10 protein-coding genes and 1 pseudogene are annotated in these 17,534 nt (G+C 68.5%); 2 read left to right on the plus strand and 9 right to left on the minus strand.

The features are described 5' to 3' along the window. Positions 1-43: 43 nt before the first annotated feature. Positions 44-718 (minus strand): response regulator transcription factor, encoded by a 675-nt coding sequence (locus tag AC3ITM_RS09920; protein ID WP_228886973.1) that lies wholly within the window; start codon positions 716-718, stop codon positions 44-46. A gap of 88 nt (positions 719-806) precedes the next feature. On the opposite strand from AC3ITM_RS09920, the gene AC3ITM_RS09925 reads away from it, so the two are divergent. Next, positions 807-2,660, plus strand: a complete 1,854-nt coding sequence (locus AC3ITM_RS09925; RefSeq protein ID WP_489264650.1) for a 3-hydroxybutyrate oligomer hydrolase family protein — start codon at positions 807-809, stop codon at positions 2,658-2,660. A gap of 24 nt (positions 2,661-2,684) precedes the next feature. Then, positions 2,685-4,343 carry a fatty acid--CoA ligase gene (locus AC3ITM_RS09930; RefSeq protein WP_489264651.1) on the plus strand — a complete coding sequence of 553 codons (1,659 nt, stop codon included), beginning with the start codon at positions 2,685-2,687 and terminating at the stop codon, positions 4,341-4,343. 29 nt (positions 4,344-4,372) lie between these two features. Here AC3ITM_RS09930 and AC3ITM_RS09935 read toward each other — a convergent pair whose 3' ends face one another. The 8 genes and pseudogenes from AC3ITM_RS09935 to AC3ITM_RS09970 all read right to left on the minus strand — a co-directional run bounded on the left by AC3ITM_RS09935 (position 4,373) and on the right by AC3ITM_RS09970 (position 17,448). Beyond that, positions 4,373-5,560: a serine hydrolase domain-containing protein gene (locus AC3ITM_RS09935; RefSeq protein WP_489264653.1), complete on the minus strand. Its 1,188-nt coding sequence runs from the start codon at positions 5,558-5,560 to the stop codon at positions 4,373-4,375. A gap of 117 nt (positions 5,561-5,677) precedes the next feature. After that, entirely contained in the window at positions 5,678-6,526 is an 849-nt protein-coding gene (locus AC3ITM_RS09940; protein ID WP_489264655.1) for an aldose 1-epimerase, read from the minus strand. After that, positions 6,516-7,532, minus strand: coding sequence for a glycoside hydrolase family 43 protein (locus AC3ITM_RS09945; RefSeq protein ID WP_489270075.1), 1,017 nt, complete (start codon positions 7,530-7,532; stop codon positions 6,516-6,518). Before AC3ITM_RS09945 ends, AC3ITM_RS09940 begins: the two co-directional genes overlap by 11 nt. After that, positions 7,515-8,978: pseudogene (locus AC3ITM_RS09950) on the minus strand (MFS transporter); the annotation flags it as partial. The pseudogene AC3ITM_RS09950 and the gene AC3ITM_RS09945, both read right to left, overlap by 18 nt. Before the next feature lie 10 nt (positions 8,979-8,988). After that, complete coding sequence (locus tag AC3ITM_RS09955) at positions 8,989-11,613, minus strand: glycoside hydrolase family 3 protein (protein ID WP_489270076.1); 2,625 nt, start codon at positions 11,611-11,613, stop codon at positions 8,989-8,991. Between the two features lie 59 nt (positions 11,614-11,672). Continuing rightward, positions 11,673-13,364, minus strand: coding sequence for a glycoside hydrolase family 43 protein (locus AC3ITM_RS09960; RefSeq protein WP_489264657.1), 1,692 nt, complete (start codon positions 13,362-13,364; stop codon positions 11,673-11,675). Then, the gene (locus tag AC3ITM_RS09965; RefSeq protein WP_489264659.1) at positions 13,364-15,370 is read right to left on the minus strand and encodes a sialate O-acetylesterase; all 2,007 of its coding nucleotides are present in this window, start codon (positions 15,368-15,370) and stop codon (positions 13,364-13,366) included. Before AC3ITM_RS09965 ends, AC3ITM_RS09960 begins: the two co-directional genes overlap by 1 nt. Next, on the minus strand, positions 15,367-17,448 hold the full coding sequence (locus tag AC3ITM_RS09970; protein ID WP_489264661.1) for an alpha-glucuronidase family glycosyl hydrolase: 2,082 nt from the start codon (positions 17,446-17,448) through the stop codon (positions 15,367-15,369). Before AC3ITM_RS09970 ends, AC3ITM_RS09965 begins: the two co-directional genes overlap by 4 nt. Positions 17,449-17,534 lie beyond the last annotated feature (86 nt).

The raw sequence follows: 17,534 nt of genomic DNA on the forward strand, positions 1-17,534 counted from the left end.
CGCGCGCGACCGGCATCGCACCGCTCAGCATCTTCGCCGCGGGTCAGGCGTCGCGCGCCTCATCGATCTGCCGGGAAGGATCGGTCAAGCCCATTTCGTGCAGCACGCGGATGGCCTGCGCACGGTTGCGTACGCCCAGCCGCTCCATGATGCGGGTCATGTGCGCCTTGACCGTGCGCAACTGCACGCCCAGGCGGTCGGCGATCTGCTTGTTGAGCAGGCCTTCGGCCACCAGGCTCAGCACTCTGTACTGGTGCGTGGACAGGCTGGCCAGGCGCGCGGCAAGGTCGGCGTCCTTGCCGAACGGCGCCGCCCGCGCCACCGGCTCGCGCAGCAGCGCCGGGATCCAGCGTTCGCCATCGAGCACGCTCTGCAGCGCCGACTGCAGGTCGGTCAGCCCCGAACTCTTGGGCAGATAGCCGGCCGCGCCCAGGTCGATGGCACGGCGGATCACGTGCGGCTCTTCGTTGGCCGAGACGATGATGATGGCCAACCCCGGCTGCAATGCACGGATGGTCGCCAGCCCGGCAAGGCCGTGATTGCCCGGCATATGCAGGTCCAGCAGCATCAGGTCGATCTGCTGGTTCTCGATGGTTTCCAGCACGCCGTGCAGCGAGTCGGCCTCACTGATCTGCAGATCGGCCACCGCCTCTTCGGCGGCGCGATGCAGCGCCGCACGGAACAAGGGGTGGTCATCGGCGATAAGCAGGCTCGGCATGTCCGGCCGAGAGTAGCAAATCGCCTGCAGTGCGGCACGGGTACCTAGGTACGCTGGCGCGCCGCGCCCGGCTTGCTAGTGTGGCGCGATGAACATCCCCCGCCCCGCTGCCCTGCTTTGGGCCATGCTGCCGCTGTTGTCCGGCGGCACCGCCATCGCCACTGCCGCCACGCCCGGCCACACCGATGAAGTTCCCGTGTTTGAGCAATGGCGGGAAACCCAGCATCGCGGCAGCGATGAACTGCTGACGGCGGGCCTGGGCATCGAAGCCCTGCGTTCGACCAGCGCACCGGCGTTCGCCCGCCCGGCCCAGCCTACGGCCGACGAGGCCCGGCGCCGCGCGATCTGGAGCAGCTGGCGCGGCATCGCCGACCTGACTCCCGGCGGCGGCTTCGGCGATGTCTACGGCAACCTGCAGGCGGCGCCTGGTCGCGAGTTCTCCGCCTATGCGCGCGTCCCCGGCGCCCGCCAACCCCATCGCGTCCTGGTGCAGGTGCCCGACAGCTTCGATCCCGCGCACGCCTGCCTGGTGGCCGCGGCCTCCTCCGGCTCGCGCGGCATCTATGGCGCCATTCCGGTTGCCGGCAGCTGGGGCCTGGCCCACGGCTGCGCCGTCGCCTATACCGACAAGGGGGCCGGCAGCGACTATTACGACCTGGACGCCAGGGCCGGTTTCCAGGCCGACGGCACGCCAGCCACCCAGGGGGCGTTGGCCTTCGTTCCCGGGGAAGCGACAACCCCGCACGGCATCGCCTTCAAACACGCCCATTCGGGCGACAATCCGGAAGCGGATTGGGGCCGGCACCTGCTGCAGGCACTGCAGTTCGGCCTGCAGGCACTGGACCGCGCCTACCCCCGGTCGGCACCGTTCACCGCGGCCAATACACGCACGCTGGGCGTGGGGGTGTCCAACGGCGGCGGCGCCGTGCTGCGTGCCGCGGAGATTGATGGCGACTGGTTCGATGCGATGGTGGCCGGCGAACCCAACGTCTCGGTTGCCGGTGCGCCGCCGCTGTACGATTTCGTCACCCAGGCCGCGCTGCTGATGCCCTGCGCATTGCTGGCCCTGGATGATCTGCCACAGCCCCCCCTGCAGGCACGGCTGGCGCCGGCATCGGCCCAGCGTTGCGCCACGCTGAAATCCGCCGGGCAGGTGCAGGGCGATGACACCGCGGCACAGGCACGGTCTGCGCGGCAGCAGCTTGCCGACGCCGGCCTGGGCGAGGACGCACTTCGCGCCGGCGCGTTCTCGACCGGGCTGGATCTATGGCGCGCCATCGCGGCAACCTATGCCTCGGCCTACGGGCGCTACGGCGCTGGCGAACATCCTTGCGCATATGGCTTCTCGGCTACTGGCACCGACGGCCGGCCCGGTCCGGCGCCCGCCGGGCTTCGTTCAACCTGGTGGAGCGAGGGCAGCGGCATCCCGCCGGGCAGTGGCGTGGTGCTGGTGGATGGCAACGCGGCACGCTCCGCAGAGGATCCGCTGCACGGCCTGAACTGCCTGCGCGCGCTCGGCACGGGCGACAGCGCCGATGCCCGGCGGGTACGCACCGGCATCGCCGAGGCGGCTGCCAGGGCCCCGCGCCGCGGCCTGCCGATCGTGGTGATCCACGGCCTCCACGACGGGCTGGTGCCCATTGGCATGACCAGCGATCGCTACGTGCCGCTCGCACGCAAGGCCGGGGCGCAGATCGCCTATTGGCGGGTGGACCACGCACAGCACTTCGACTCGCTGCTGGCCTTCCCGGACTACCGGAAGCGCTATGTACCGCTGCTGCCCTATATGTTCGCGGCGATGGACCAGGTGTGGGCCCACCTGGAAGACCCGGCGCACGCGCTGCCGCAGGACGCACTGGTCCAGCCCACTCCACGCGCGGAAGCGCCGTTGCTGCGCGGGCAGCTGTCCATCCCCGGCATCCCGGCCACTCCCGGGCGCTGACGCGCTGCCCACCAGGACACCCCAATGTCACTCACCACCGCCGCAAATCCGACCGCTCCCGAACCCCATGCCTATCCGCTGCTGATCAAGCAGCTGCTGCTCACGCCATTGGCGGTGCGCCCGGCGCAGGAAATCGTCTACGGCGACAAGGTCCGCTTCGACTACCGCACCCTGCAGGCGCGCATCGGCCAGCTGGCCGGCTTGCTGACCTCACTGGGGGTAAAGCACGGCGATACCGTGGCGGTGATGGACTGGGACAGCAACCGCTATCTGGAAAGCTATTTCGCGGTGCCGATGCTCGGGGCGGTGCTGATGATGGTGAACATCCGCCTTGCCCCCGAGCAGATCGCCTATACGCTCAATCACAGCGGCGCGCGGGTGCTGCTGGCCAACCGCGAGTTCCTGCCGATGCTGGACGGCATCGACGGGCAGCTGCCGGATCTGCGCACGCGGATCTTGCTGGACGATGCCGAGGGGCCGCTGCCGACCGGTTTCGTCACCGAATACGAAGCCGGGCTGAGCGAGGCCACGCCCATCGGCAGCTTTCCGGACTTCGACGAGAACACCCGCGCCACGATGTTCTATACCACCGGAACCACCGGCCTGCCCAAAGGCGTCTACTTCAGCCACCGGCAACTGGTACTGCACTCGCTGACCGCGATGGCCGCCCTGGGCAGTGCGCCCGGCCAGGGGCGCCTGCACCGCGACGATGTCTACATGCCGATCACCCCGATGTTCCATGTGCACGCCTGGGGCCTGCCGTACGTGGCCACGCTGATGGGGGTCAAACAGGTCTATCCCGGCCGCTATCTGCCGGGGCAGCTGCTGGCCTTGATCGCCCGCGAGAAGGTGACCTTCTCGCACTGCGTGCCGACCATCCTGCGGATGCTGCTCGACCATCCGGCCGCTGCCGACAGCGATCTGCGTGGCTGGAAAGTGATCATCGGCGGCGCGGCGCTGCCGCGGGCGCTGGCGCAACAGGCACTGGCCTGCGGGATCGACATCTTCGGCGGCTACGGCATGTCCGAGACCTGCCCCTTGCTCACCCTCGCCCAGATCGATGCCAGCGCCCTGGCCGATTCGGACGAGGCGCTGTCGCTGCGTACCAAGGCCGGCATCCCGGTGCCGCTGGTAGACCTGCGTATCGTCGATGAAAACATGCACGACGTTGCCCACGACGGCATCGCCACCGGCGAAGTGGTCGTGCGCGCGCCCTGGCTCACCCAGGGCTATCTGCACGACCCGGGCGCGTCGGCGGCCTTGTGGGCCGGCGGCTACCTGCATACCGGGGACATCGGCAACATCGATACCGGCGGCTACCTGCGCGTGACCGACCGCATCAAGGATGTGATCAAGACCGGCGGCGAGTGGATCTCCTCGCTCGCGCTGGAAGACATCATCGCCCTGCACCCGGCGGTCAGCGAGGTCGCCGTGATCGGCATCACCGATGCGAAATGGGGCGAGCGTCCCCTGCCCCTGGTGGTCAGGCAGGCCGGCAGCGAGGTGAGCGAGGCTGAGATCATTGAACTGGTCGCAGCGCGCAGCCGCACCGGCGATATCTCCCGCTACGCGGTCCCGGACCGGGTCAGCTTCGTGGAGTCGATCGCACGCACCAGCGTGGGCAAGATCAACAAGAAGCAGCTGCGCAGCCTGCATGACCCGGGTTCAGCGGACGCCCGTTGACGCTCGGCTGTACGACCCGGGTTCCAGCGCTACCGGGACAGGCCGCCAGCAGCGCTGTTTTCACGCGCGGCGATCCTTTCCACCAGCGTATTGATCGCCGTCTCCATGGCGCGCGCGGTGTGGTCGCCGCTCTGGTTGGTGATGACGAATATGCCAAGATCGTATTTCGGCACGATGTAGATGTAGCACTGCGAGCGGGGTACGCCACCGTGATGGGCGTAGTAGACGCCCTTCAAGCGGTCGCCGCCCACGATGTTCCAGAAGTAGCCGATACTGAACTCCGGGTCGAATTCGACCAGGGCACGGTGCGACTCGGTCACGACCGGCCCACCGGCCAGCTGGAACTTCAGGTACTTCAGCATTTCCGGGACGGTCGCCTTCACGTTTCCGGATGCGCCCCAGGGCAACTGCGGCATCGGCGTGGTAGGTACCGGGTTGTCGCTGTGATAGCCGGGCGCAAGCCGGGCCGCCTCGGTATCGTCCAGCCTGATTCTTACGGCGCTCATGCCTGCGGCATCGCGCAGGAATCGGCGCAACGACGACTCGTAGTCGCTCTTGTAAACCACTTCCAGGATATGCGCCGTCAGTTCCGTCCCGGCACTCGAATAGGCATAGTCCTTTCCGGGCGCCCGCTGAATCTCGACGGTGTGCAGGTCCCTGAAGAAATCGGCCTGGCCGTAATGCGCGTACACGGCATTGAGTTCGCCGGGCGTGCGCTGATCGGTGAAGTCGGCAAGTACCGTATTGGCGCGCTCCGGCAACATGTTCGGCAGGCCGCTGGTATGCGACAGCAGGTGTCGGACGCGGATGGGCTCGCCCTTGTACTGCAGGTTGGGATAGGCCCCGTGCAGATACATCCGAACATCGTCGTCCAGGCCCAGCCTGCGCTCCAGGACGGCATTGGCCATCAGGGTTCCGGCCAGGGTCTTGCTCAACGAACCGATTTCGTAGAGGGTCGCATCGGTGGGAGGGGCAGGTTTGCCCGTTTCCATGTCGCCACGGTGGCGGATGAACTCCTTGCCCCGATATACGACCCCGACCGAGGTTGAGTGCAGCAAGGGCTGCGCTATCAGCGTTGCGGCAACCTCATCGATCTCCGCGCCCAGGTCCTTGCTGGGAACGGTCTTCCCCGTGCAGCCTGCGGCGATGAGTGCGGCGGACAATACGACGTAGTTGAACCACTGCCTGTTTCGAACACCCATCGACATCGCGCGCATGCGTCCGCACTTGGAAGGAACATGGAAGAACGCGCAGGATAACCGATAGCCGACAACCGATAACCCGAGCCCGAGGTTGCGCCTGTGCGAGGGCGGTTGCGCAGCCTGCATCCGGCGCTACCCCGGGGCGTCTCGCTCCCATCTCAACTCGAACGCCAACGCCAGCCGCTGGCCCGGCTCCAGCCGGTTCGGCGCCAGGGTGAAAGCATCGGGTGGGCCGGTTTGTGGTTCCACGCAGGTAGCGTGCGGGGCGCCGTCGTAGACCACCCAGTGATCAGTGTCGGCCCGCATCCGCAGCCGCTGGCCGGCAGAGACCAGCGTTACCTCGGCCTGGTTGATGAAGCAGTCGTCCCAGGGACCGGATGCCGGGTCCACACAGGGCAAGGTGGCGATGCCCTCCCCGTCCCGTGGGTACATGGCAGCGGGGGCGAACAGCAGGCGATCGGGCTTGCGGAACCAGGGATGCCAGCCGAGCACGGCCGGCATTGCCTGCTGGCCGGCCTGCACCGCCAAGTGCAGGTCCAGGCCGTTGGGACGTACGTGGATGGCCTGGGTCGCAAGCCCACCGAAGGGCCAGTAGCGGTCCTCGGGAAGCGACAGCGATAGCGTGGCGGTGTCCTTGCCGATGTTGTCGACCTGCCAGGGCCGTGACAGGCCCACGCCGTGAATGGCATGCCCATTGAAGTTCGTCGGCAGCGCAAAGGCCCTGCCATCGAAGCTGAAGCAGCCATGCCGGATGCGCCCGGCCCAGGGCACCATCGGGTAGCACCCCCAGGCGATGGTTGCCGGCCCACCCTCGTGTTCGCCGACCAGCCACTCCACGCCATCATGGCGGATCCGGGCAATGCGTCCACCGGCTTCAGGTGCGAGCGCGACCTCCAGCCTGCCTGCCCGCAACCAGTGCAGGCGGCCACCCGGCAGCGATGCCTGCGCATCGTCCATGGGCAATGTGTTTTCAGCTGCCATAGGGATCGATGGTCCGGATGCTGCCGTCCGCTTCCATGTGCAGCGGCGTGCACTTGACCGAACGCAGGTGGGTAACGCCGCCGGACAGCAGGGCGTCATGGTAGAACAGGTACCACCGCCCCTCGAATGCGCAGATGGAATGATGCGTGGTCCAGCCCACCACGGGCTTGAGGATCACCCCGGCATAGGTGAACGGCCCATAGGGGCTGTCGCCGATGGCGTAGCACAGCAGGTGCGTATCGCCGGTGGAATACGACAGGTAATACCGGCCCTGGTACTTGTGCAGCCACGGCCCCTCGAAGAAGCGGCGCTCATGGTCATCGGCGCGCAGTGGCTGGCCGTGCTCGTCCAGGATGATGATTTCCCGCGTGGGCTCGGCCAGCCGGGTCATGCCCGCGTCCAGCCGGGCGACACGCGGGCCCAGTGCCGGCGCGTCTCCGGCCGGCTCCTGGTGCGCTGGGTCGTAATGGTTGTCACGGTAGTGCTGCAGCTGGCCGCCCCAGATGCCGCCGAAGTAGAGGTAATGCGTGCCGTCGTCGTCCTCGTACACGGCCGGGTCGATCGAATAGGTTCCCTCCATCGGCTCGGCTTCGGGCGTGAACGGGCCCTCGGGACGATCGGCCACCGCCACGCCGATGCGGAACCTGCCCTGCCCGTCCTTGGCCGGGAAGTACAGGTAATAGCGGCCGTCGCGGCTGGCCGCGTCCGGCGCCCACATCTGCTGCGCGGCCCAGGGCACGTCGCGCACATGCAGGGCCACGCCGCAGTCGATGGCCTCGCCCTGGGGCGTGTCCATGCGCAACACGTGGTAGTCCTCCATGCCGAAGTGACCGCCCTCGTCGTCGAACGGCGCGCCGCTGTCGATGTCGTGCGAGGGATAGATGTACAGGTGCCCTTCGAAGACGTGGGCCGACGGATCGGCCGTGTAGATGTGGGTGACCAGCGGTTGGGAGATGGCGTGTGCCGCGAGATGGTCAAGGCTGTTTCCCTGGCGACGCAGGTGCAGCTCGTGTTCGATGCGCGTCTCCATGCGCTTGTCGATCCTGTAGAGGAACAGCAGCACAACGGCGACCAGGAACGGAATGGAGCAGTAGACGCTCACCGTCAGGCGGATGCCGTCGACCACGGCCCCGGGCTGCTGTTCCGCACCCGCCTGGTAGCCGTGGTGGGCCAGAATGCCGGCTACCAGCGCACCGCCGATGCTGAGCCCGATCTTCAGCCCGCACAGCATCGCCGAGAAGATGATCGCGGTGGCGCGGCGATGGTTCTTCCATTCGGAGTAGTCGGCGACGTCGGCGATCATCGCCCACAGCAACGGGATGGTGATGCCGTAGCAGAACCCGTGCAGCATGAAGGCACCAAAGCCCACCGCGACCGCCGTGGGCGGAAGGAAGTAGAACACCAGCAGGAACACGGTGGACACCAGCAAGGCGCCGCCGAAGACATCGCGCTTGCCGAAGCGGTCGGCCAGGCGGCGGGAGACGCCGATGCCCAGGATCATGCAGAGGATGCCGCAGGCGTTGAACAGACTGAACGCCGACGTCGCCGGGTCCTGCGACCAGGTGAATCCGGACAGGCCCCAGCCGTTGAGTGCCGTGTTCAATCCACCGATGAAGCGGTTGAAGCCGGAGTTATCGAGGAAGCCCGCCAGGGCGGCCTCGCTCATGTAGTACTGGAAGTAGTAGATGTAGGTGCCGCCCTTCAGCGCCAGGTTGATGAAGACCAGCACCGTCAGGGCCAGCATCACCTGCCACGGCCGGTTGTGCAGCAGGTCGGACAGATCCTGCAGCACGCCACCGGTCTGTTCCCTGGCCGGCACGATGCGCTCGCGCGTGGTGGCGAAGGTGACCAGGAAGAACACCGTGCCCACCACCGCGAACGCCGTCATCACGCGCTCGAAGCCCAGTACGCGATCGCCGTCGCCCAGGATCAGCACCAGCGGCAGCAGCAGTACCTGGATGATGAACTGGGCGATCATCACGGCCACGAAGCGGTAGGCCGACAGGCTGTTGCGCTGGGCCATGTTGCCGGTCAGCACCCCGCTGAGCGCGGAGTACGGCAGGTTGTTGGCCGCATACACCAGCATCAGCAGGCCATAGGTGGCCAGGGCGTAGATGACCTTGCCGCGCGCGCCGAGGTCCGGCGTGCTGAAGGCAAGCAGCGCCAGCACGCCGAACGGGACCGCCGTCCACAGGATCCAGGGCCGGAACTTTCCCCAGCGGGTGGCCGTGCGGTCGGCGGCAATGCCGATCAGTGGGGTGAACACGAAGGCACCCAGCAGGCCGATCACGAAAATGATCATCGCCGCGGTGGCCGGTGGCAGCCGGTACACATCGGTGTAGAAGAACGCCAGGTAGGTGATCAGCGTCTGGAAGATCAGGTTGGCCGCGAGGTCGCCCAGGCTGTAGCCCAGCTTCTCGCGCACCGACAACGTGTGTCCGGTGCTTTCCATGTGGCGCGGCTCAGTCACGATCTGCCTCCACGGTGAAGCGGCCCTGTACGCGGGCATCGGCGCTTGAGCCGCCTATCCGCACCTCGTAGGCCCCCGGCGGCACGACATAGCTTCCGCGCGCTTGATCGTACTGGCGCAGCGCCTGCTGCGCGTCCAGGTCGAATACCAGCGGGCGCCGCTCGCCCGGGGCCAGGTGGACGCGCTGGAAGCCGCGCAGCGCCTGCAGCGCATCGCCGGGCTGGGCCTGCAGCCGTCGCACATACAGCTGCACCACTTCATCGCCGGCGCGCGTGCCCATGTTGGCCACCTCCACCTGCACCTTGAGGGTCCCGTCGTGGGCGATGCGCGGCGCGTCGAACCTGAGCTTGCCGTAGTCGAACCGGGTGTAGGACAGCCCGTGTCCGAACGGATACAGCGGCGTGCCGCGGAAGTAGCGGTAGGTGCGGCCCTCCATCGTGTAGTCGTCGAACGCCGGCATCGCCTGGTCGGCGGTGTAGAACGTCACCGGCAGCCGGCCGCCCGGGTTGATGTCGCCAAACAGCGCCTGGCCCACCGCGGTGCCGCCGCGCTGCCCGGGATACCAGCTCATCAGGATGGCCGACAGGTTGGCCTGGGCCCATTCCACCGCCAGCGCCGAGCCGCCGGTCAGCACCATCACCACCGGCTTGCCGGTGGCGTGCAGCGCTTCCAGCAGGGCACGCTGGGGCGCGGGCAGGCGCAGGTCGGTACGGTCGCCGCCGGCGAAGCCCGGATAGTTGACCGTCATCTCTTCGCCTTCGACGTCGCCGGTCAGGCCGCCGACGAACACCACCACATCGGCGTTGCGGGCGGCATCCAGTGCCTCTTCGAACGGCGGCTTCGCACCGGGCATGCGCCAGCCCAGCCGCACGCCGGCGTCGCGCTCGGCATCGAAGTACTCCAGCCTCAGGTCATAGGCACGGCCTGCCTGCAGGTCCAGCTCCACGCCGTCTGCGCGCAGGCGATCGCTGTTGGCCCAGTGATCGAGCACGCGCTTGCCGTCCACGTAGAGGCGGAAGCCGTCGTCGGCGGCCGCCTCGATCCGGTAGCGGCCCGAGACCGGTGGCAGCAGCTGGCCCTGCCAGCGGATGCTGAAGCCATCGCTGGGAATGCCCTGCCCCGGCGCCGCTTCGCCGCGGGCCAGCAGGTTGTCGGTGGGTGACCCCCGGTCCCAGCGGAACCCGATCTGGGCATCGGTGCGGACCAGGGTCGGCATGCCGGAAAGATCGGCCGTACGGAAGTACTCACCGCGCAGACCGCGCTCGGGGGAATCGGCCGTGGGCCGCAGGTAGGCCGCCTCGATCAAGGGCGTCGCACCAGGATCGTCGCGCCCTTCGACCAGGTCCACGCCGCGTGCGTAGCGCACCTCCACGCCCTTGGCCGCGTCGCGTATGCCCTGCAGGAGGGTCACCGGCGCCGCCGGGGTGCCGAAGTAGTTGCCGAGCAGTGCCATGCTGTCATCGGCGGTGGGGCCGACCACGGCAATGCGCTTGAGGTTGCGCGACAGCGGCAGCACGCCATCGTTCTTCAGCAGCACCAGCGATTCCTGGGCGGCCTTCAGGGCCAACGCATCGTGCGCCGGGGCCTGGTTCACCGGCGCGGGGATCTGCGCCCAGCGCACGCGCTCGGGTGGATCGAACATGCCCAGCCGCATCCGTGCGGTAAACAGGCGCGTCACCGCATCGTCGATCTCCGCTTCGCTGATCAGCCCTTGGCGCACCGCCGCCGGCAGCGTGGCGTATTCCTGGCCGCACTCCAGTTCGGTACCGTTGCTGACCGCCAGCGCGGCGGCGGCCTCGCGGCTGGGCACGATTTTGTGATGCTTCCAGATATCGACGATGGCCCAGCAGTCGGACACCACGTAGCCCTTGAAGCCCCAGTCGCGGCGCAGCACGTCGCGCAGCAGGAACCGGCTGGCGCTGGCGGACTCGCCGTACACCCGGTTGTAGGCGCCCATCACCGCATCCACCTGCCCTTCCTTCACCAGCGCCTCGAACGCCGGCAGGTAGGTGTCGTACAGGTCGCGCCTGCTGGGGCGGGCGTCGAAGTGGTGGCGGTCGGCCTCGGGCCCGCTGTGCACGGCCAGGTGCTTGGCGGTGGCGTCCAGCTTGCGGTACACCGGGTCGTCACCCTGCAGACCGTGCACGAAGGCAACGCCCATGCGCGCGGTGAGATAGGGGTCTTCACCGTAGGTTTCCTGGCCCCGGCCCCAGCGCGGGTCGCGGAAGATGTTGATGTTGGGCGACCAGAACGTCAGCCCCTGGTAACGACCATGCGACCCCTCGCGGACGAACTGGTGGTGCTTGGCGCGTGCCTCGTCGCTGATGGTGGTCGCCACCTGCTCCATCAAGGGCACATCGAAGGTGGCGGCCAGGCCGATGGCCTGCGGAAACACGGTGGCCTGCCCTGCCCGTGCCACGCCGTGCAGGCCTTCGTTCCACCAGTCGTAGGCCGGCACGCCCAGGCGCTCGATGGCCGGTGCGGCATTCTGCATCTGGGCGGCCTTCTCCTCCAGGGTCATCTGCGCCACCAGCGCCGCCGCCCGGGTCTCGAAGCTGGCCGAGGTGTCCAGCCAGGGCCGGGGCGCTGCGGCGGAACCGACGGCGGCCAATGACATGGCGGCACACAATGCCAGCGTGCGGACCATCGGGATGTAGAGCCGGGGCGTGCGCGTCATCATTTGCTCCTCAAGGCACGCTCATCGCGTGCGAATGGTCCCAGCAGGGCGCCCACAAAGCCGCCTGCACGATCGGTACTCAACACCGTTCCGTCCACCTCGCCGGCGAGGGTCCGCCAGCCATGCCCATCGCCGGTGTCGAACGCGAACGCATAGCGGCCCTGGTCACCGGCGATCTTCAGGCGCAGCGACGCGGGTACGTCCACTTCCCGGGTGGCCAGTATCCTGCTCATGCCGCCGCCGTCGCGCGCTTCGAGGAAGACCGCCATACGGTCCCCTCCCAGGCTGCGGACGCCAAGGAAGTACCAGTACGCCTCGCTCTGGAAGGCGGCCAGGCCTGCGGCCACGCCCGCCGCCGGGCGGGTCATTTCGGTGCTGGCCTCGAAGCGCAGGTGCTGCTGGCGACGCCCCAGGAACGCCGGGTTGAGCCGCGTGTCCAGGTTTTCCGGCAGCGGGTGCACGGCCAGGGCGCCCGGGCGCTCGCGCAGGTCCGCCCAGGGCCGCTTGGGGACGCGCACGCGCAGCCATCCACTGCCGAGCGTGGGTGCCTCGAAGTCGTCGCGCGCGATGAAATTGCCGGTGGAAGGGGCCTGCGTTGCTTCGCCCTGCATCCACGAGGGCGCTTTGACCGCATACGGGATGGCCTGGCCGGCCGGCAGGATCACCGGCCAGCCGTCGCGCCATTGCACGGGCAGCAGATACGTCTCCCGCCCGGTGTTGTAGTGGCGTGTGTGGTAGTTGCGGCTGGCAAGGAACACCGCCCACCACGATCCGTCCGGCCCCTCCACCAGGTCCGCATGCCCGGCATTGGTGATCGGCAGCGGCCGGTCGTCGGCCAGGTCGCGCTGGGTGAGGATCGGATTGCCTGCATACGGAATATAGGGCCCCCAGACATCGCGGCTGCGCAGCACCACCTGGGAATGTTGCGGCCCGGTGCCGCCCTCGGCGTCGGAAAGGTAGTACCAGCCATCGCGCTTGTAGAGGTGCGGCCCTTCGATCCAGATCGGGTTCTTGGCCGGCTCCACCCCGCCGTCGATCAGTACCTTGCGCGGCCCTACCGGCTTGAACGCGGCCAGATCGATCTGCTGCATCCAGATGGCGCGGTGGCCCTCGTAGCGTGGCCGACCGGGTGGCACATCGTTGTTCAGCAGGTAGACGCGGCCATCGCCGTCGAAGAACAGCGACGGGTCGATGCCGTCGATGTCCGGCAGCCAGTGCGGGTCCGACCAGGGACCGGCAGGATCGCGCGCGGTGGCGATGAAGTTGCCGCCGCTGTCGACCGCCGTGGTGACCACGTAGAACATGCCGTCGTGGTAGGAGATGGCCGGTGCGAAGATGCCGCGGGACACGCCCAGGCCATCGAAATCCAGCTGCGTCGGGCGGTCGATGACGTTGCCGATCTGCTTCCAGTGCACCAGGTCCACGCTCTCGAACACCGGGATGCCCGGGAAGTAGGTGAAGCTGGAATTGACCAGATAGAAACGGCCGTTCGCGCCGACGATGCTCGGGTCCGCGTGGAAGCCGGCCAGGATCGGGTTGCGGTAGTGCCCAACCGGCAGCGGCGCTTCAAAGGCCGTATCGCGACCGGCATATTCGAACCAGTCGAAGTAGATCGGCGGCGCCGGCGCGGCTCCCAGCGGCGACGCCGCAGCGGACAACAGCAGGACCACCGTGGCAATCAGCAGGCGCATCAGGGAACCTCGGCAGCATTGAGGGAAAGTTCGAACGGTCCTGCCGGCGCGCCGCTGCTGTCGCGCAGCGTGCAGACCGGGCCGTCTGCCCAGCAGTAGCGCACGCGCAAGCCTGCGCTACGGTGCGGGCCGCCGGCCGGCTCCGCGCAATCCAGGCAGGACAGCACAACCTCGTGCCCATCCAGTGCCGCGTCGGCATAGTTGCAGTGCCGCGCATCGGCATCACAGAGTTCGAAGCCGATGGGGCCGTCCGCACCGGTGGCGACCAGGGTGCCGGCGATGTCGTCGAACGCGATCCTCACCCCGGCTGGCGTGCGCGATGCCTTGCGTGCGGCCGGGCCGGACGGTGCGAGCGCGCGGTCGCCGTAGACCACATGGCGCGCCACCCGGGCCAGGCGCCGACCCAGTTCCTGTTTGTTGGGCGGATGGATGTCGTAGGCATCGCCGATGTCGATGGCCAGGGCCAGCCCGGTGTTCGAGTCCTCCGCCGCTACCTGCCGCTGCGCCTCGCGGACCTGCGCCCAGCCGCTTTCCACCGGCGCCACGGGCGGCTGGCCATAGCCGGCCAACTGCACCACCAGCAACGGCATCCGTGCGCCGAACCGCCCGCGCCAGTCCTCGCGCAGGCCGCGCAGCCGTGTCGCGTAAGCCGCGCCATTGCCGGTGTTGGATTCGCCCTGGTACCACAGCGTTCCGCGCAGGCCATAGTGGCCCAGCGGCGCGATCATCGCGTTGTACAGCGTCGACAAGCCCGTGGCAGCCTGCCATGGCGCCAGCGGCGGCGCCTGTAAACCGGGCGCTGCCCGGTACTGCCAGGGTGCGTCCAGGACGATCCGCGTGCCATCGTCCAGGCGGACGGCGTGGGCGCTGGAAGGGCCGGCCAGGCCACCGTCGCCGTAAGTGTCCAGCACATTGATCACCACCGTGTTGGCGCCGGCGTTCAACAGACCGGCTGGCAGCGGATACGACCGTGCCTGGCCGGGCGCGTACTGGCTGCCCACGGCCACGCCGTTCACCCAGGTCATGTCCGTTTCATCGACCGGACCCAGCTCCAGTCGTGCCCCCTGCCCCGCCTGGGTGGGGGTCAGGGTCACCCGGGTGCGGTACCAGAGCATGCCGTTGTAGTTCGAAAGTGCCGGCACGCCCCAGCGCTCCCAAGCCCCGAGCATGGCCGGTGCCTGCCGCCATCCCCTGCTGTCTGCGCCTGGTTGCCACGGCGTATCGGCGGCGGCGCCCTCGCGCCTTGCCCACCACTGCTGCCACTGTCGGCCCCAGCGTGCGTGCGCTGCAGCAGGGTCGCCGGCATACAGCGCAAGCACGTCCAGCGCCGGGGCCATGCCGTCCTGCAGGCGCAGGGCGTCGGCGCTGGTCCAAGCCTCGATCCGGGAGCCGCCCCACGCCGCCTGGATCAGCCCCATCGGCACGTCGACGGTCTTGTGCAGCTCACGCGCGAAGTAGAAACAGACAGCGGAAAAGTCGCGCACCGTGTCCGGCGTCGCGGGCTGCCATGCAACCGGCGCCGCAAAATCGTCGTGTGGCACCACGGCCGCTGCCTTGGGTACGGTGAACAGGCGGATCTCCGGTTGCGTGGCGGCGGCGATCTCGCTGGCTGCGTCGAGCGCGCGCCACACCGGCAGTTCCATGTTCGACTGCCCGGAACACAACCAGACATCGCCGATCTGCACGTCGTGCACGATCTCGGTAGCCTGCCCGGCCCGGACCGACATCGCGTAGGGACCGCCCGCGGCGATGGGCTGCAGCGTTACCTGCCAGCGGCCGCCGGCGTCCGCGCGCGTGGCGACGGCCTGCCCTGCCACTGCCACCGACACCGTGGCGCCCGGCGCGGCGTGGCCCCATACCGGAACCGGCTGGTCGCGCTGCAGCACGGCGTGATCCTGGAACAGCGGATGCAACAGCGTCGCTGCCGATTCCTGCGCCATGGACGGCATGGCGCAGCCACCCAGGGCGATCGCCACTATCCAGCCCATCCACGACATCCGGCTCATCGGCCATCTCCCGGCGCGGACGGGAACTGCAGGGCCTGGTACCAGGCCAGCGGATGCGGCGGCGCGGCTTCGCCGGCCGGCAGCGGCCTGCCGCTCACCGACTGGAAGTAGGCCACGCTGGCATCGCGCCACCACTGCGCTTCGCGCCGCTGGATGCGCAGGAAGGCGGCGACCTGCTCATGCCGTTGCGCATCCACCCTGCCGCGCAGGCCCGCCCAGCTGGCCTGCATGGCCTCTACCTGGCGCACGCCCTGCGAATAGCGCCCGACCAGTGCGTCCCACAACGTCTGCCCGGAGGCCATGCGGTGGTCCCACCGCACGTGGTGGAACCACAGCAGCAGCGGCTCGGGAACCTGCGCCAGGACGCCATACCGGCCGGCCACTGCGGGGGCGTACTGGGCCACGGCGTTGCTGCCCCGCGCGGTGCGGTCGAAACCGATGCCGTTGCGGTCGGCGCGGTGGTAGTACACCGAGGTCCAGTCGGCGCGCGGGCCGCCGTCCACCCACGGACCGGGTCCGTAATGGTGTCCGCGCGCCATCAGGTGATGCAGGCCCAGCGGGGTCATGTAGTTCACCGCAGCTTCGCGCGAGGCCATCATCATCGCGACGATGGGCTGCACCACGTCCGGATCCGGCGAGAAGGTCATCGCCGCCCAGTCCGCCGCGATGGCGCGCGCCGATTGCCGTGGATTCCACGCCAGGCGGCCGAAGGCGTACCAGTTGGCCTGATCGAAGTGCGACCCGCTCCAGGTGCGATCGGTGCCGATGTTGGCGACGCCGGCCATGCCGGCCAGGGCCTGCGCCACGGTGGAGCCCTCGCCGCGTGCGTGGGTGTCGGACCGCAGTACCTCCTCGTACAATGGCCCCAGGTACACCAGGTGCGTGGCGAAGCCGAGATACTCCTTGGTGATCTGGACCTCCATCATCAGCGGCGTGCGCGGCATGGCCCCGAACAGCGGATGGAACGGCTCGCGCGGCTGGAAGTCGAGGGGCCCGTTCTTCACCTGCAGGATCACGTTCGCGCGGAAGGCGCCGTCCAGGCCGGCAAATTCGCTGTACGCCTGGGTGGCGCGGTCCGCAGGAACGTCGTGCGCGTACACGAAAGCGCGCCACATCACCACGCCGCCGTGCGGGGCCAGCGCATCGGCCAGCAGGTTGGCGCCGTCGGCATGCGAACGGCCGTAGTCCTGCGGGCCGGGCTGCCCTTCCGAGTTGGCCTTCACCAGCAAGCCGCCGAAATCCGGAATGCGTGCGTAGATCTCATCGGCCTTGTCGCGCCACCAGCGTTGCACCGCCGGGTCGAGCGGATCGGCCGTTTTCAGCCCGCCCAACTCGATCGGTGCGCTGAAACGCGCGCTCAGGTACACGCGGATGCCATACGGCCGGAACATGTCCGCCAGCGTCGCGGCTTTGTCGAGATAGTCCGGCGCAAGGCTCTGCGCGCTGGCGTTCACGTTGTTGAGCACGGTGCCGTTGATGCCCAGCGAGGCGTTCGCGCGCGCGTAGTCGGTATAGCGTGGGTCCCGCCACTCCGGCAGCGTCTGCCAATCCCACAGGGAGCGGCCGGCATAGCCGCGTTCGACATGGCCGTCCAGGTTGTCCCAGTGATTGAGCACGCGCAGCGGCAGGCGCGGCGATTCGCGCAGATCGAGGGTATCCAGTGACGCGCCGGTCTGCAGCAGCCGCAGCAGATGGAACACGCCGTACAGCACGCCGATATCGCGGCGTGCGGCCACTACCAGTACATCGCGCCCGCCAACACGGGTCCTTTTCATCAGGTAGCCTTCCTCGCCCAGCGAGGCAATCTCCTCGCCGAACGGCGCGATCAACGGCGACGACTGCGGCGTGCCCAGCACCAGTGCAGGGCCCGTGGCCGCGGCAGCATGCCCCCGGGGAGCGCTGCCCAGCAGGCCGCTGAGACCACGTTCCAGCTCCTCGCGCGCCACACGCTGCGTGGGCGTCCGATCAGGTGCCAGCACCTCCCCCAGGCGCGTGCGGTAGTCGGCGGCGAGCGCTGGTTCCAGCGGCAGGTAGCGCATCCAGAGGGCGTAACCATCCTCTGCGCGCACATCGCCCATGCTGGCCAGCAGGGCCAGCGCAGCACCCAGTATCCAATGACACCGCTTGACACCCAGGTGGAACCGTAGCGTGGGCAGCAAACCTT

The organism is Stenotrophomonas sp. KH_029 (assembly GCF_057839765.1).

Excerpts from the sequence above, each read along its gene's own strand:
- AC3ITM_RS09920 (WP_228886973.1), bottom strand. The coding sequence starts at position 718 with ATGCCGAGCCTGCTTATCGCCGATGACCACCCCTTGTTCCGTGCGGCG.
- AC3ITM_RS09925 (WP_489264650.1), top strand. The coding sequence starts at position 807 with ATGAACATCCCCCGCCCCGCTGCCCTGCTTTGGGCCATGCTGCCGCTG.
- AC3ITM_RS09930 (WP_489264651.1), top strand. The coding sequence starts at position 2,685 with ATGTCACTCACCACCGCCGCAAATCCGACCGCTCCCGAACCCCATGCC.
- AC3ITM_RS09935 (WP_489264653.1), bottom strand. The coding sequence starts at position 5,560 with ATGCGCGCGATGTCGATGGGTGTTCGAAACAGGCAGTGGTTCAACTAC.
- AC3ITM_RS09940 (WP_489264655.1), bottom strand. The coding sequence starts at position 6,526 with ATGGCAGCTGAAAACACATTGCCCATGGACGATGCGCAGGCATCGCTG.
- AC3ITM_RS09955 (WP_489270076.1), bottom strand. The coding sequence starts at position 11,613 with ATGTCATTGGCCGCCGTCGGTTCCGCCGCAGCGCCCCGGCCCTGGCTG.
- AC3ITM_RS09960 (WP_489264657.1), bottom strand. The coding sequence starts at position 13,364 with ATGCGCCTGCTGATTGCCACGGTGGTCCTGCTGTTGTCCGCTGCGGCG.
- AC3ITM_RS09965 (WP_489264659.1), bottom strand. The coding sequence starts at position 15,370 with ATGAGCCGGATGTCGTGGATGGGCTGGATAGTGGCGATCGCCCTGGGT.
- AC3ITM_RS09970 (WP_489264661.1), bottom strand. The coding sequence starts at position 17,448 with ATGGGCGATGTGCGCGCAGAGGATGGTTACGCCCTCTGGATGCGCTAC.